The 14,980-nt window shown below is 57.0% G+C and carries 18 protein-coding genes and 1 tRNA gene; 12 read left to right on the forward strand and 7 right to left on the reverse strand.

Translation table 11 applies throughout. The features are described from left to right. Positions 1–5 precede the first annotated feature (5 nt). Positions 6–956 (forward strand): alpha-E domain-containing protein, encoded by a 951-nt coding sequence (locus tag ACM6IV_RS03050; RefSeq protein ID WP_007914063.1) that lies wholly within the window; start codon positions 6–8, stop codon positions 954–956. Then, positions 953–1,756, forward strand: a complete 804-nt coding sequence (locus tag ACM6IV_RS03055) for a transglutaminase family protein (RefSeq protein ID WP_414868670.1) — start codon at positions 953–955, stop codon at positions 1,754–1,756. The genes ACM6IV_RS03050 and ACM6IV_RS03055 overlap by 4 nt, the downstream gene beginning before the upstream one ends. 119 nt (positions 1,757–1,875) lie before the next feature. On the opposite strand, the gene ACM6IV_RS03060 is transcribed toward ACM6IV_RS03055, so the two are convergent. Beyond that, the gene (locus ACM6IV_RS03060; RefSeq protein WP_414868686.1) at positions 1,876–2,697 is read right to left on the reverse strand and encodes a c-type cytochrome; all 822 of its coding nucleotides are present in this window, start codon (positions 2,695–2,697) and stop codon (positions 1,876–1,878) included. Positions 2,698–3,283: 586 nt separating this feature from the next. Here ACM6IV_RS03060 and ACM6IV_RS03065 point away from each other — a divergent pair. The 3 genes from ACM6IV_RS03065 to ACM6IV_RS03075 all read left to right on the forward strand — a co-directional run bounded on the left by ACM6IV_RS03065 (position 3,284) and on the right by ACM6IV_RS03075 (position 7,472). Beyond that, entirely contained in the window at positions 3,284–4,489 is a 1,206-nt protein-coding gene (locus ACM6IV_RS03065) for an acetyl-CoA C-acetyltransferase (RefSeq protein WP_414868671.1), read from the forward strand. A gap of 24 nt (positions 4,490–4,513) precedes the next feature. Next, positions 4,514–6,658, forward strand: a complete 2,145-nt coding sequence (locus ACM6IV_RS03070) for a 3-hydroxyacyl-CoA dehydrogenase NAD-binding domain-containing protein (RefSeq protein WP_414868672.1) — start codon at positions 4,514–4,516, stop codon at positions 6,656–6,658. 91 nt (positions 6,659–6,749) lie between these two features. After that, positions 6,750–7,472 carry an amidotransferase gene (locus ACM6IV_RS03075; RefSeq protein WP_414868673.1) on the forward strand — a complete coding sequence of 241 codons (723 nt, stop codon included), beginning with the start codon at positions 6,750–6,752 and terminating at the stop codon, positions 7,470–7,472. Between the two features lie 107 nt (positions 7,473–7,579). On the opposite strand, the gene ACM6IV_RS03080 is transcribed toward ACM6IV_RS03075, so the two are convergent. The 3 genes from ACM6IV_RS03080 to ACM6IV_RS03090 form a co-directional block, all read right to left on the reverse strand. Next, on the reverse strand, positions 7,580–8,551 hold the full coding sequence (locus tag ACM6IV_RS03080; protein WP_414868674.1) for a magnesium and cobalt transport protein CorA: 972 nt from the start codon (positions 8,549–8,551) through the stop codon (positions 7,580–7,582). Between the two features lie 133 nt (positions 8,552–8,684). Further along, positions 8,685–9,407 carry a lysophospholipid acyltransferase family protein gene (locus ACM6IV_RS03085; RefSeq protein ID WP_414868675.1) on the reverse strand — a complete coding sequence of 241 codons (723 nt, stop codon included), beginning with the start codon at positions 9,405–9,407 and terminating at the stop codon, positions 8,685–8,687. A gap of 215 nt (positions 9,408–9,622) precedes the next feature. Beyond that, on the reverse strand, positions 9,623–10,312 hold the full coding sequence (locus ACM6IV_RS03090) for a crotonase/enoyl-CoA hydratase family protein (RefSeq protein ID WP_414868676.1): 690 nt from the start codon (positions 10,310–10,312) through the stop codon (positions 9,623–9,625). Between the two features lie 64 nt (positions 10,313–10,376). Here ACM6IV_RS03090 and ACM6IV_RS03095 point away from each other — a divergent pair, with 64 nt between their 5' ends. From ACM6IV_RS03095 to ACM6IV_RS03105, 3 genes are all read left to right on the forward strand, one after another. Continuing rightward, a complete protein-coding gene (locus ACM6IV_RS03095) occupies positions 10,377–10,502 on the forward strand; it encodes a hypothetical protein (protein ID WP_414868677.1) in 126 nt (41 codons plus the stop codon). A gap of 105 nt (positions 10,503–10,607) precedes the next feature. Next, positions 10,608–10,697: transfer RNA gene (locus ACM6IV_RS03100), tRNA-Ser, on the forward strand. Positions 10,698–10,839: 142 nt separating this feature from the next. Continuing rightward, positions 10,840–11,160, forward strand: coding sequence for a YbjQ family protein (locus ACM6IV_RS03105; RefSeq protein ID WP_414868678.1), 321 nt, complete (start codon positions 10,840–10,842; stop codon positions 11,158–11,160). On the opposite strand, the gene ACM6IV_RS03110 is transcribed toward ACM6IV_RS03105, so the two are convergent. Beyond that, positions 11,161–11,607, reverse strand: coding sequence for a YceK/YidQ family lipoprotein (locus tag ACM6IV_RS03110; protein WP_414868679.1), 447 nt, complete (start codon positions 11,605–11,607; stop codon positions 11,161–11,163). A gap of 131 nt (positions 11,608–11,738) precedes the next feature. On the opposite strand from ACM6IV_RS03110, the gene ACM6IV_RS03115 reads away from it, so the two are divergent. The 4 genes from ACM6IV_RS03115 to ACM6IV_RS03130 all read left to right on the forward strand — a co-directional run bounded on the left by ACM6IV_RS03115 (position 11,739) and on the right by ACM6IV_RS03130 (position 13,471). Continuing rightward, positions 11,739–11,927, forward strand: a complete 189-nt coding sequence (locus tag ACM6IV_RS03115; RefSeq protein ID WP_414868680.1) for a hypothetical protein — start codon at positions 11,739–11,741, stop codon at positions 11,925–11,927. 324 nt (positions 11,928–12,251) lie between these two features. Next, entirely contained in the window at positions 12,252–12,623 is a 372-nt protein-coding gene (locus tag ACM6IV_RS03120) for a hypothetical protein (RefSeq protein ID WP_038366883.1), read from the forward strand. Positions 12,624–12,761: 138 nt separating this feature from the next. Then, positions 12,762–13,181 carry a YMGG-like glycine zipper-containing protein gene (locus tag ACM6IV_RS03125; protein WP_007914081.1) on the forward strand — a complete coding sequence of 140 codons (420 nt, stop codon included), beginning with the start codon at positions 12,762–12,764 and terminating at the stop codon, positions 13,179–13,181. 122 nt (positions 13,182–13,303) lie between these two features. Then, the gene (locus ACM6IV_RS03130; RefSeq protein WP_414868681.1) at positions 13,304–13,471 is read left to right on the forward strand and encodes a hypothetical protein; all 168 of its coding nucleotides are present in this window, start codon (positions 13,304–13,306) and stop codon (positions 13,469–13,471) included. Positions 13,472–13,717: 246 nt separating this feature from the next. Here ACM6IV_RS03130 and ACM6IV_RS03135 read toward each other — a convergent pair whose 3' ends face one another. Both ACM6IV_RS03135 and ACM6IV_RS03140 read right to left on the reverse strand, forming a co-directional pair. Then, positions 13,718–14,113, reverse strand: a complete 396-nt coding sequence (locus ACM6IV_RS03135; RefSeq protein WP_414868682.1) for an Imm50 family immunity protein — start codon at positions 14,111–14,113, stop codon at positions 13,718–13,720. Further along, positions 14,113–14,980 (reverse strand): RHS repeat-associated core domain-containing protein (locus ACM6IV_RS03140; RefSeq protein WP_414868683.1); only part of this gene is annotated, 868 nt, incomplete at its 5' end. The genes ACM6IV_RS03135 and ACM6IV_RS03140, both read right to left, overlap by 1 nt.

Raw genomic sequence — 14,980 nt, forward strand, 5'->3', positions numbered from 1 at the left:
TTGCCATGTTAAGTAGAACTGCCTCGGATCTGTATTGGATGTCGCGTTACCTGGAGCGGGCGGAAAACCTCGCGCGGATGCTCGACATCAGTTATTCGCTGTCGCTGATGCCGCAGGACGGTCGCGGCGATGGCTTGCACGAATTGGCCATGCCGCTGCTGATCACCGGCACCCTCGATGATTATCTGGAGCGCCACGGTGCGCTGCATGCAGAACGCCTGTTGCACTTTTTCGCCCTTGATGCGGCCAATCCGGCGAGCATTTACAGCTGCCTCGGCGCCGCCCGGGCCAGTGCCCATGCAGTGCGTGGACGCATCACCGCGGACATGTGGGAGAACATCAACGCGACGTGGCTGGAGATTCGCGGGATCGCCGAACAGGGCCTCAGCCGCTACGGCATGAGCCGTTTCTGCGAATGGATCAAGGAACGTTCGCACCTGTTCCGTGGCGCGTCGTACGGCACGATCATGCGTAACGATGCGTTTCGCTTCATTCGCCTCGGGACGTTTATCGAGCGTGCGGACAACACCCTGCGATTGCTCGATGCCCGCTATGAAATGGCTGGCGATCAGGCCGAAGCGGTCAGTGACGGCACGGCCCACGCCTATTACCAGTGGAGTGCCTTGCTGCGCGCCTTGTCTTCGTTCGAGGCCTACACCGAAATTTACCGCGACGCTCCTGGCGCCAGGCATGTCGCCGAATTGCTGCTCTTGCGTGCCGACGTACCGCGCTCGCTAAGGGCCTGTACCGAAGAAATCGACCAGATTCTTGCGCAACTGCCCGGCGCTAACGGTCGACCCGCGCAACGCTTGGCAGCGGAAATGGATGCACGCCTGCGCTACACCGGCATCAACGAAATTCTCGAGGAAGGCCTGCACGCCTGGCTGACCGAATTCATCCCGCTGGTGCGCCAGTTGGGCAACGCCATTCACAGTTCCTACCTGGAGGCTGCATGAGACTTTCCATTAGCCACGAGACCACCTATCACTACGAAGATCAGGTGCGGGCGAGCATCCAGTACCTGCGGCTGACCCCCCACGACAGCGAACGTCAGCACGTGTTGAGCTGGCAACTCGACCTGCCGCGCCCGGTGCGCGCGCAACTCGATCCGTTCGGCAATATCCTGCATGTGCTGACCATGGATGAACCGCACGAAGCGATCATCATCGGCGCGCGCGGGCAGGTCGATATCGACGAACTGCGCGAGGCCGAGCATGAGAGTCAGTCGGCGCTGCCGTTTTTGCGCTTTACCCGGTTGACCGAGGCGGACGAGGCCCTGCGCGCGTTTGCCGAGAAGTCCTGCAAGCAACGGCGCGATCGTACGGCGCTGATCGATCTGATGCATGGCTTGAATCAGTACATGACCTACACGCCGGGGTCTACCGAGGTCGATACCAGCGCCGCTGAGGCCTTTGCCGGGCGTGCGGGTGTTTGCCAGGATCATGCTCATGCGTTTCTGGCTTGCGCACGCAGTCTCGGAATTCCGTCGCGTTATGTGTCGGGGTATCTGTACAGCGAGGATTGCGAGCACCTGGCCAGCCACGCCTGGGCCGAAGCGTGGCTGGATGACGCCTGGTACAGCTTTGACGTGACCAATGAGCTGGCGCGGCCGGAGCGGCATCTGAAACTGGCGGTGGGCCTGGATTATCTGGATGCCTGTCCGGTGCGCGGCATGCGTCGTGGCGGCGGGTGCGAGCAGATGCATGCGAAGGTATTTGTCTCACCCACCCCGATCATCTCCGTCCAACAGCAATAACGGGTTCACACATAACCCTCGTAGGAGTGAGCCTGCTCGCGTTAGCGGTCTGACAATTGAATTATCAGTGTCTGACACTCCGCTATCGCGAGCAGGCTCACTCCTACAAGGAAATGTGCTCAGGGCTTAACTTTGCGCCCAGCCATATGCTGCAAATACTCGATCAACATCTGCAAATCTCTCTCCGGCAACACCTCCACCGCAAACCCCGGCATCTTCGCCTGTGGCCACTGACGCAAACTCTGCGGGTCGCGAATGTAGCGCTTGAGGAAATCCGCGCCGAAATATTCGGTCGGGCTATACGGAATATTCAGATCCGGCCCGAATTGCGCATCCCCCGCACCGTTCAGGCGATGACACGCCAGACAGTTTTTCTGAAACAGCGCAAATCCTTGGTTCACCGGGTCATCCGCCTTCAACGCAGGATCCGGCAGCAGGGCCGGGAAGCGTTCGGCCACTGGCGCCATGCGCTTGATGCTCGCGACCTGGAATGGCCATTGTTCCGGGCTGATATTGCCAGCCTGCGGATCGGTCCAGACCAGATAGAACGGCCCGGCGCTGTGCTTGCCTTCCGACAACGGTGGCCACGGCTGAGCCGGATCTTCGATGGCCAGCCATGCACGCGCACCTGTTGTCTTGAGCAACGGCGCCGCGGTCAATTCTGCGGCAAAGCCGTCCAGCGCCACAGCTTGCAGATGATCTTGCGGTTTGATCCCGATCAGCAATGCGCCCACAGGCACGGCGCGATAGGTCATGTCCTTCTTGTAGGACACATCGTTTTTGATCGTCAGGGTTTGCACTTGAGGATGCTTGAGCAACTCCTCGGTTTGCCAGGTGCGGCTGCTTGCGCCCAGTTGCAGATCCAACTGTGCGGCAGACAAGGGCAGGCTCAGTAGCATGGCCCCGAACGCAATGAGCATTTTCAAATGATTGCCGTCCATGTCGTGGGAGTGCGCCAAGGTTGGCACAGCCACGCTGGCCCGGGTAGCGGGCCAGTCACATTTTCAGTGGCGATGAACAGCACCTGCCGCTCGACTCAACCGATGACCTTGGTCAGATTCGGCAAAATCAACAACAGCGTCGTGGCGAAAAGAATGAGTCCTGCTTGACGAACTTTCGGTTGTTTGAACATGGCTTGACCGCCTTTATTGTTATTTCCTGATGCTTGCCTGCATATCCATGACGGCAAGCGTTGCACTTCCTGTTGAAGAACGTCGGCCTCGGCAAAACCCGACGACTCTGACGTACATGTTCTACATTAGGGGCCACGTCACGCTTGGCTTAGATCCATTTAATATGGAGCGCTCGCATGTAGCGATAAAAAAGGCATGAGGCGTATTGCCAGCTTCTTTGCCGCCCGCTGGCTAGACAACTCGCCGACCTGAACCGGTTCACCTGACGATTAATGACCGTCCGTCTGAGCATGTGCGTCAACCGCATTGAGCGCTGTTGTCATTGAATCTATCGCCGCTCGGGTCAAGAGTGGAGGCACGAGCAATCACTCCCCCGCACAGGTTCGAGGACGTCATGACCCAAGCTTTGATTTTCGACGCATTACGCACCCCCCGTGGCAGAGGCAAGGCCGATGGCGCCCTGCACAGCGTCAAACCGGTGAATCTGGTCGCCGGTCTGCTGACCGCGCTGCAGGAGCGAACTGCACTGGACACCAGCCAGGTCGACGACGTGGTGCTCGGTTGCGTGACGCCGATTGGCGATCAAGGCTCAGACATCGCCAAAACCGCTGTGCAGGTGGCCGATTGGGACGTCAGCGTCGCGGGGGTGCAGATCAACCGCTTTTGTGCCTCGGGGCTGGAAGCGGTCAACCTCGGTGCGATGAAAGTGCGCTCGGGGTTCGAAGATCTGGTGGTGGTCGGCGGCGTCGAATCGATGTCGCGGGTGCCGATGGGCAGCGATGGCGGCGCCTGGGCGCTGGATCCGCAAACCAATCTGCACAGCCACTTCACCCCGCAAGGCGTCGGTGCCGACCTGATCGCCACGCTTGAGGGCTTCAGTCGTCACGATGTCGATGCCTACGCGCTGCACTCGCAGCAGAAAGCCGCGCGGGCGCGGGCCGATGGCTCGTTCAACAAATCGTTGGTACCGGTGCAGGACCAGAACGGCATCATCCTGCTCGGTCACGATGAGTTCATCCGCGCGGAATCGACCCTTGAAGGCTTGGGCAAGCTCAAGCCGAGTTTCGAAATGATCGGGCAGATGGGCTTCGATGCCACGGCGCTGCGGGTCTACAGCCATGTCGAGCGAATCAACCACGTGCACACGCCGGGCAACAGTTCCGGGATCGTCGACGGTGCGGCGCTGATGTTGATCGGCTCCGAAGCCAAAGGTCGGGCACTGGGCCTGCAACCTCGGGCGCGCATTGTCGCCACGGCGGTCACCAGCACCGATCCGACCATCATGCTCACCGGCCCGGCACCGGCGACGCGCAAGGCACTGGCCAAGGCCGGGTTGCGCGTTGAAGACATCGACCTGTTCGAGGTCAACGAAGCCTTTGCCTCGGTGGTGCTGAAGTTCATCAAGGACATGGCTGTCGACCCGGACAAGGTCAATGTCAATGGTGGCTCCATCGCCATGGGCCACCCGCTGGGCGCCACCGGTTGCGCGATCCTCGGCACCTTGCTCGATGAACTGGAAGCGCGGCGCCTGCGTTATGGCCTGGCGACGCTGTGCGTCGGCGGCGGCATGGGCATTGCCACCATTATCGAACGCCTCTGAGCCCCGAATTCAAGGAACCTTGTTATGAGCGAAGCCATTCGTTACGAAAAAGGTCAGGACGCTATCGTCGTGCTGACCATCGACATGCCAGGCCAGAGCGCCAACACCATGAACGCCGTGTACCGCGAAGCCATGGCCGCCTGCGTTGCCCGACTGGTGACTGAAAAAGACACGATCGCCGGTGTCATCATTACTTCGGCGAAAAAAACCTTCTTTGCCGGCGGCGACCTCAACGAACTGATCAAGGTCGGCAAGCCTGAAGCCAAAGCCTTCTACGACATGGTGCTGACCCTCAAAGCGCAATTGCGCACCCTGGAAACCCTCGGCAAACCGGTGGTGGCGGCGATCAACGGCGCGGCACTCGGCGGTGGTTGGGAAATCTGTCTCGCCTGCCACCATCGGGTGGCACTGGACGATGCGTCCGTGCAACTCGGTCTGCCGGAAGTGACCCTCGGTCTGTTGCCGGGCGGCGGCGGGGTGGTGCGCATGGTGCGCATGCTCGGGATCGAGAAAGCGTTGCCGTATCTGCTTGAAGGCAAGAAAGTGCGTCCGCAACAGGCGTTGCAGGCCGGTTTGATTGATGAGCTGGCGGCGGATCGTGATGAATTGCTGGCCAAGGCGCGCGCCTGGATCGCTGCCAATCCGACCGCAGTGCAGCGTTGGGATGTGAAGGGCTATCAGATTCCTGGCGGCACACCGTCGAATCCGAAAGTGGCGCAGATGCTGGCGATTGCCCCATCGATTCTACGCAGCAAGACTCAAGGCACTCTGCCGGCGCCGGAGAAGATTCTCTGTGCGGCAGTCGAAGGAGCACAGGTCGATTTCGACACCGCGCACTTGATCGAAACCCGTTACTTCACCGAACTGACCACCGGGCAGATCTCGAAAAACCTGATTGGCACGTTCTGGTTTCAACTCAATGAGATCAACGCCGGCGGTTCGCGGCCGCAGGGTTTTGCGCCTTATAAAACGCAGAAGGTCGGTGTACTCGGCGCGGGAATGATGGGCGCCGGGATTGCCTTCGTCAGTGCTTCGGCCGGTATTGAGGTGGTGCTCAAAGACATCAATCTTGCGGCCGCCGAGAAGGGCAAGGCTCACTCGGCAGCGTTGCTGGACAAAAAAGTCGCCCGTGGGCAGCTGGATGCTGCCAAGCGTGAGGCTGTGCTGGCGCGGATTCACGCCACTGAAGAGGATGCCGATCTGGCGGGTTGTGATCTGATCATCGAAGCGGTGTTTGAGGACCGTGACCTCAAGGCCAAAGTTTCTTCCGCGGCCCAGCGGGTTGTTGGCGCCGAAGCCGTCATCGCCTCCAACACGTCGACGTTGCCGATCAGCGGTCTGGCGACTGCGGTGCCGGATCAAAGCAAATTCATCGGCCTGCATTTCTTCAGTCCGGTGGAAAAAATGCCGTTGGTGGAAATCATCAAAGGTGCGCAGACCAGCGACGAAACCCTCGCACGCGGTTTCGATTTCGTTCTGCAAATCAAGAAAACCCCGATTGTGGTCAACGACAGTCGCGGCTTCTTTACTTCGCGGGTGTTCGGCACCTTCACCAACGAAGGCATCGCCATGCTCGGCGAAGGCGTGAGTGCGCCGATGATCGAGACCGAAGCGCGCAAGGCGGGGATGCCGGTCGGGCCTCTGGCGATCTCTGACGAAGTTTCCCTCAGCCTGATGAGCCATATCCGCCAGCAAACCGCCATGGACCTACGGGCAGAAGGGAAACCGCTGATTGAGCACCCGGCGTTCGACGTGATTGACTTGCTGCTCAACGAATACAAGCGCCCGGGCAAAGCGGCGGGTGGCGGCTTTTACGATTACCCGGTGGGTGGGCAGAAACATCTGTGGCCCGAATTGAAGGCGCGTTTCGAGAAGGCTGACGGGCAGATTTCGCCCAAAGACGTGCGTGATCGGCTGCTATTCGTGCAAGCCATTGAAACCGTCCGTTGTGTGGAGGAGGGCGTGCTGACCTCGACGGCGGATGCCAACGTCGGCTCGATCTTCGGTATCGGTTTCGCGCCCTGGACTGGCGGAGCATTGCAGTTCATCAACCAATACGGGGTGAAAGATTTCGTCGCACGCGCGCAATATCTGGCCGAGCAATACGGCGAGCGTTTCGCTCCCCCAGCTTTGCTGCTGGATAAAGCGGCGAAAGGTGAAATGTTCTAAGGGCAGGCGCATTCCGGGGCTTGCCTTGCCTGGGTGTTTCAAGGCAGGCTCTGGGGTGTTCATTATTCCCATCACGTGTCAGGTATTTTTTATGTCGCTACGCATCTGCATTCTGGAAACCGACATCCTGCGTCCGGAACTGGTCGATCAATATCAGGGTTACGGACAGATGTTTCAGCGCCTGTTCTCGCAGCAACCGATCGCCGCCGAGTTCACCGTCTACAACGTGATGCAGGGCAACTACCCAAGCGACGACCTGACCTTTGACGCGTACCTGGTCACCGGCAGCAAGGCCGATTCGTTCGGCACTGATCCGTGGATTCAAACCCTCAAGGAATACCTGCTGAGCCGTTACCAGCGTGGCGACAAACTGCTTGGCGTTTGCTTCGGCCATCAACTGCTGGCGCTACTGCTCGGTGGCAAGAGCGAGCGTGCGACGCAGGGCTGGGGTGTCGGCACCCACCATTACAAACTGGCGGCCAAGGCACCGTGGATGAGTCCGGTTCGTGAAGAGCTGACGTTATTGATCAGTCACCAGGATCAAGTCACTGCGCTGCCGGAAAATGCCACGGTCATTGCTTCCAGCGATTTCTGCCCGTTTGCGGCGTATCACATCAATGATCAGGTGCTGTGCTTCCAGGGGCATCCGGAGTTCATCCACGATTATTCGCGAGCGCTGCTGGATCTGCGTCAGGAAGCGTTGGGTTCGCAGATCTACAACAAGGGCGTGGCGAGCCTGGAGCAGGAGCACCATGGCGCTACGGTTGCGGAATGGATGATGCGCTTTGTGGCGCATAAGCCAGAAACGGCCTAGGGCAAAAGCTTCGCGGGCAGGCTCGCGCCCACATTAGAATTTCGGTGCACCACCGATCAATGTGGGAGCGAGCCTGCTCGCGAATGTTCCAGACAACTCGGCTTGCTCTACAACCACCCGGATTTCTTGAAACTCGCCCACAAACCCACACACCCCACCGTAATAAACCCCAGCACACCGAAATAGCCATAGTGCCAGCTCAACTCCGGCATGTTCTGGAAGTTCATCCCGTAAATCCCCGCCACCGCTGTGGGAAACGCCAGAATCGCCGCCCAGGCAGCAAACTTGCGCTGCACCACGCTCTGCCGTGACGCTTCCAGCAATACACCGATTTCTATGGTCTGACTGGCAATGTCGGCCAGTGTGGACAGGTCTTCCATCTGCCGCGTGACGTGTATCTGCACATCGCGGAAGTACGGGCGCATGTTCTTGTCGATAAACGGGAAACTCAGCTTCTGTAGTTCCTCTCCAATCTCCACCATTGGTGCTGCGTAGCGACGCAGACGTACGACATCGCGGCGCAAACCATGCAGCCTCTGAATGTCACGCTCATTCAACGCACTGCACAACACGTTGCGCTCCAGCTCATCGATCTCGGCATGGATCGCTTCGCCCACCGGTTGATAGTTTTCGATGACAAAATCGAGCAGCGCATACAGTACGAAATCTTCGCCGTGCTCCAGCAACAGCGGACGCGCCTCACAGCGTTGACGAACATGGGCGTAGGACGCCGAGTGGCCGTTTCGCGCGGTGATGATGTAGCCCTTGCCCGCAAAGATGTGCGTCTCGATAAATTGCAGAACGCCGTTCTCGCGAATGGGCGAGTAGGTGACGATAAACAAAGCGTCGCCAAAGGTTTCGAGCTTCGGGCGACTGTGTTTTTCCAGGGCATCTTCAATGGCCAGTTCATGCAGATTGAACTGACGCTGCAGGTTGGACAGTTCCTGGGCGTCCGGCTCTTCCAGACCGATCCAGACAAAGTGGCCGGTTTTTGCGGCCCAGGCAGCACCTTCATCAAGGGAAATATTGGTGACTTTCTTGCCTTCGCTGTACACCGCAGCAGCAACAACTCGACCCATGGTGGTGATTCACTTCTTCTTGGCAGGTGGCAGAGAATACAAGGCTTCAGCTTAGCCGTGTCGCTGCTTGAGAGTCAGTGAAATCTGTACAGTTCAGTGGGCAAAAGAAAACCCGCACACGGCGGGTTTCTTTTCAGGCGGCTTGCAGCTGACGATCCATCGACTCGATGCACTCGCGCATCTGCTCGCGGCATTGATTGATGAGCATGGGCATGTCGTCCATGGTCAATCCGGCTGTGGGAATGGCCGGCAACGAGCGTATGAGGATTTTCCCGCTGCGCCAGCGATTCAGGCGCATGTGTTTGATGTAACTGCTGACACACACCGGAACGATCGGCACACCGGCGGCAATCGCCATCTGGAACGCACCTTTCTTGAAGGGCAGCAATTCTTCACCGAGGTTGCGCGTGCCTTCCGGGAATACCCAGATCGAAGTGTCTTCGTTCTGCAGGGTATTTGTGGTGGTAAGCATCGATTGGCGCGCCTTGTGCGCATTGCCACGGTCAATCAACACATTGCCGGCCAGCCAGAACAATTGTCCGAACAGCGGTACCCACTTCAGGCTCTTCTTGCCGATGCATACGGTACGGCGCGGCACTACGTTGCCAAACACGAACAGATCATAGTTGGACTGATGGTTGGCGATGATCACGCAGCTGTCAGGTTTGTTTATCAATCCGCTGACATCGGACTTCACCCGTAAACGCAAAATACACATCGCCGGCAGCGCGTAGAGACGGGCGCACAGGCGGCTGTTGTCCGGATTGAACGGGCGGCAGACCCCGAGAATCACACCGAGCACGCCAGCCAGAATAAAGTGCAGGCCCATCAATAACATACGAAACACGAACAGCATTATCAGGCCCCACCGGGACAAAAGGTGGCGCAGTGTACGGATGTGCACTGTTTTCGGCAATTGCCGCTATAGAGTGCGGAGATAGCCGATGTTTAAGCGCATGTTTCCGAACGGAGCGTCAGACCTGTCCTAGAGCTGTTACAGACGTTTAAACCGAGCGTGCAAGAAAAAGCCCGACACGACGGTCGGGCCTTTCTATAGGGGATCAATCGTGGTTAACCCAAATGCTCCTGGTCCTGGATGATCGCGTTATCCAGGGCCTCCAACAGCGCTTTGCGTACTTTCAACTTGGTGTTCTTGTGCGCAAGCATGTTGATCTTCTTCAACTGCCGCGCCGCGGCGAGGGCGGCACCTTGCAGCTCCTCGGCGGCAACCACCTTGTCGAGGAAGCCGGCATCCACCGCGCCTTGCGGATCAAACATCTCTCCGTTGATCACTGAGCGGTGAAATGCCGAGCGACGCAGACGATCACGCGCCAGTTCGATACCGGCGTGGTGCATGGTCATGCCGATCTGCACTTCGTTCAGACCGATGCTGAACGGGCCCTCGACACCGATGCGGTAGTCAGCAGACAACAGAATGAAAGCACCCTTGGCCACAGCATGGCCCGTGCAAGCGACGATGATCGGGAACGGGTGGGAGAGCAGACGACGGGCCAACGTCGAGCCAGCGGTTACCAGCGACACGGCTTCTTTAGGGCCGGCGGTCATGACCTTCAGGTCGTAGCCGCCAGAGAGAATCCCGGGCTGGCCGGTAATGATCACGATGGCACGATCTGTCACCGCTTGATCCAGCGCCGCGTTGAATGCCGCAATCACGTCCGGAGAAATGGCATTGACCTTGCCGTTGCTCAAGGTCAGGGTCGCGATACCGTCTTCGAGGTGGTAGGAAATCAACTCACTCATGACGCTATTCCTTGTAAGAAAGATGGGCAGACGTTACCCACCGTCGCAGGCCAGGTAAAGCGCCGTGACTGACCCGCCAGTCACCGTTTCCGGGCTCACCCAGCGTGGCGAGGCGTTCTGCTTCTATATAGAAGGGCCTGATCCACCGAAGATTGGCTGGTTTGCCATGGCCTGCCTTTGGGCGAAATGACTTTTTCTCTTAAGCGCATGAAAATTCTGAAAAAAAGTTTGCCATCGGAAAAGCTTTCGACTACATTAGCGCGCCTCGACAGACAGAACATGTTTGCCGAGATACGGTGAAGTGTCCGAGTGGCTTAAGGAGCACGCCTGGAAAGTGTGTATACAGGAAACTGTATCGAGAGTTCGAATCTCTCCTTCACCGCCACATTCAGTACACAAAACCCCTGATTTCGAAAGAAGTCAGGGGTTTTGTGGTTTCTGGCGTCTGCATTTTTATCGCAGCGGCGTCTAGGTCGTGTTGAGCGATTACAATCGCGGATTTACTCACTTGTATAGGGATGACTGCCATGATCATTTCCACTACTCACACCATCGAAGGCCGGCAGATCACGGCATACCTGGACATCGTCAGTGCCGAGTCGGTGCAGGGCGTCAATGTGATCCGCGATATGTTTGCTGGTATGCGCGACTTTTTCGGCGGACGCTCGCAAACGCTGGAGCGAGCATTGAAGGAGGCTCGTATTCAGGCAACGGAAGAGATCAAGGAGCGCGCACGTGCTTTGCAGGCAGATGCGGTGGTCGGGGTGGATTTTGAGATCAGCATGCCGGCGGGGAAGGGCGGGATGGTGGTGGTGTTTGCGACCGGTACCGCCGTCAAGTTGCGCTGATCATTGATCCGAAGTTTGCGCCTGATAGATTTCGATATTGCCGTGTTTAACCTGCTGATAGGCGGTGTAAGGCAATACCAAGGTATCCGTGACGCCGGAGACCGCGAGGTCGAGTAATACCAGCGGTGCGGCGGGACGGCCGGTTCCGAAAGCTTTCATCGGTAGTTCTGGCGCGTGCAATACGCAGAAGTCGTATCCGACGCCGCTGTAGACCCGGGAAATCGAATCACAGTACGTCTGGCGCTGTTTCAGGTCATTGCCTGCGACGGTGTCTTCTTGAAAAACACTGCGAGTGGTCCCGCAGCCGCTGATCATCAGCGCTGAAAGTAGTAGCGCGCTGGCTTTCCTGAACATGTCTGCGATTCCTTCGCCATAAGACTGAGGTGCCCAGATTAGCTTGGTTGGCGAAGCGGATGTCTGTTCATTTTGTTTATTTTTGTAGGCCATTCGTCGGGCCTCCGGCAATCTGAACAACAAGTCCAAGAGTGACCAGCTAGTCTCAAAAGCCATGGAGGTCGATATTTTTTCAGGCGAAAAAGTTTTTCGCCGGTGTCGATCCGATGCGAAGGGGCGAAGGTATGACGGGTCCTTATATCGAAGACGATGGCGCTGAATTTTCCTTCAATAACTGCGTACGGTGCGGTCAGTCCGAGTATCAGGCAGGCTTTGGCGAAGATCCGGTGCAGATCGGCAAAATCAAATCCGCAGCACCTAAAGGGCCGAAGGCGAAATTCCTGCCCAGGGTTACCGCGCGATCCAGAAAATAATCGTTCTCTGAGTAACCCCGTTTTTGAGCGGGGTTTTTTTATGGCTGTGCGTGCGAAGAAATTTCTTGCAGGCGATGACAGCAAATCAATTTCCTTTCACAAACTTTTCACGTCTGCCGCAGTAGGGTGAAGCCATCCGTTAGAAAGCAAGTCTCCAGCCCGTCTCCCCAGCGGGCTTTTTTTTGCCTGTCATAAAACCTTTTGCAGAATCGCTGTCCAATCGGCGCCGAGTGCGCGGAGACCTTTGATTTCGGCTGGACTTTTGCGCGACGACGGCATTAAATCCCGGCCCTTTTTGTCATCCCAATTGTTGAGGTTTTCGTCATGCGTTTAACACTGCCTGCTCTGGTTCTGGGGCTTCTGGTTGCTCAAGGTGCGATGGCTGCCGGTGATGGCACCGCGGCGCTGGGCGGTGGCTTGGGTGGCGCACTGGGTAATGTCGTCGGCCAGAAAATGGGCGGCAGCACCGGCGCGGCTATTGGCGCCGGCGTAGCAGGCGCGGCGGGCAGCGCAATGGCGGCGCGCAAGGGTAGCCGCACTAAAGCGGCGATTGGCGGCGGTGTTGGTGCGGCCGGTGGTTCGGTGATTGGCAACAGCCTGGGCGGCAAGACCGGTGCGACCATTGGCGCAGGCCTGGGCGGTGCAGCCGGTGGCGCCGTGGGTAGCAACTTGTCCAAAGGTCACAAGCGTCACTAAGACGGAACCCTTGTCAGAAAAAAGCCCGGCTCGATGTCGGGCTTTTTCATGGCTGAACGTTTTCCCCGTTCGACTCTCCAATCTCACATAGGCCCTTGTCTGGGCTGACTGTCCCGCTTCGGGAACTGTGAGGTTCATATGCGCTTGTCATTATCTGCACTGTTTTTCGGTTTGCTGGTAGCACAAGGGGCGATGGCCGCCGGTGATGGCACCGCCGCTGTGGGTGGCGGCCTGGGCGGCGCGCTCGGCAATGTGGTCGGTGGACAACTCGGTGGCAGTACTGGCGCGGCAGTAGGTGCAGGCGTTGGCGGCGCGGCCGGCAGTGCTGTCGGGGCGAACAAACGCAATCGGACCGAAGCCGCCATTGGCGGTGGTCTCGGCGCGGCGGGTGGCTCGGTCGTCGGCAACAGCCTCGGCGGTTCTACGGGGTCTACCATTGGTGCAGGGTTGGGCGGCGCGGCGGGCGGTGCGGTCGGCAATAACCTCGGTGACGATGGTGGATCTCATTCGGGCGGCGGTCACAAGCACAAGAACAAACATAAAAACCGCCATCATTGATGGTGGGTTAAACGGAAACCCGGCTTTTTGCCGGGTTTTTTGTATTTGCTCGTCGGACTCCGGAACGATTGGCCGTAGGGCTTTTCGAACGTTATACACGCCACCAGATGATGAGGTTTGCCATGACTCCCGAAACCGAAGGCAAGGAAGAGAAAGGCCCGAGCGGACTGCCGTTTATCAATGATCCGGGGAATGAAGATCCGGGGTCGTTGATGGATGATGCGACGGTGCCGTTGAATGATGCGGATGAGGCGGATTTGGAATACGAGGAGGATGCTGATGAGCAGTGATCGGATGTTCGTGAAGATTTGAGAGTTGAATCCAGTTTCTGGGCCTGAGTTCAACAGGCCCGGTGAAGCGAATCCAAGTAGAGGTGATTTTTTTTCGTGCTAAAAATGTGAAGTCTATGAATCTCAGCTTTAGATTTTTCAACCTGTCTAGATTTATGCTGATTTAGTGAATGGTGAACTGTCTCTGTGTCTGCATGAGGTTTTACGATATCTCATGGCAATAGAATACTCGTCGCTCAATGAAATTCAGAACGGTAAATCTGTTAAATATACGCTAGGTTCCCTCAGTCTTAACGATGATGTAGTAAATGTTACATTCGAAGTGCTTGATATAGCGGAAATTACATATCTGTCCCCAATGGTTTGTATGGATAGATTTAAGTTTTTTTGAGTTGGAATGTTGGATGTCGTCAAGTCCCTAATTTCACTGCATGTTAGTCCGATTCGGCACGCATTGTATCCTATGGTCTCCCATTTTCTCGGTGGAGTGTCCGGGGTTTCTCTAATATCAAATGCCAACGTTAATGTTGAGATGTTGTTGTCCATGTTTAAAGAAAATAGCTTGATCTCTCCAATTGGTATATTCCTGCTGAATACCATATTGAAGAATTTGCTGCCTTCTATTTCATTCCAGTATTTCATTAGCGTCCCTTGAATGGATAATGATCTCTCGTGTTTTTTACTTTGCCGTTGCGTGTGTCATCCGCGGGTCTTATATTTATATGAGGTCCTTGATCTCCTTGGTTATTTATATCTCCATATTTATGTCCCGCAGAGTGGTCTTGGAGTATAAATATAAAACCATCCTCTCGGGTGAATCTATATTCTCTGGTTATAATCGGCTTTCCACTGCTGTCTAGTATGTTATTTCCTTTTCTATCCGTCATGTTGACATAGGTGTACTGCTTCTGCCTGCCACTTACCTCATCAATTTGAATGTCAGGCTGTTGCCCCTTCGGCATTCCTGCGTCAACTTTTGCCTGCCTCAATGCACCGCGTCTAGAAACCTGTGGAAGCTCAACATCATCAGGTTTTGAACAATTGATCGATTTTTGGCCTTTGGGCGGACAATTGGAACTCAACCCCAACGGATCCACCCACCCCGTGGGATTCGGCACGTACTGGTACTGATTCAATCCACCCGCCAACTTGATCGGGTCCGGCGTCAGATACCGTCCCAACCGCGGGTCGTAATACCGGTGGCGGTTGTAATGCAGCCCACTCTCCGCATCGAAGTACTGCCCCTGAAAGCGCAGCGGCTGGTTCAGGTAGTCTTCGCCGGCCAGGGCCAGGGCGGCGACTTTGCCGTAGGCGTCGTATTGCGCCGACCAGACGATGTCGCCGCTGTAGTCGGTGAGTTCCTGCGGGGTGCCGAGGTGGTCGAGCTGGTAGTAGAACGGGCAGGCTTTTTGTGGGCCTTTGCCGTCGAGCAGTGCCAGCGGGCGGAAGGTGCCGGGTTCGTAGACGTAGCTGCGGTATTCGCTTTCGCTGCTTTCGGCGACGAGCTGA

The organism is Pseudomonas sp. IT-347P (assembly GCF_949768005.1).
GTDB lineage: Bacteria > Pseudomonadota > Gammaproteobacteria > Pseudomonadales > Pseudomonadaceae > Aquipseudomonas.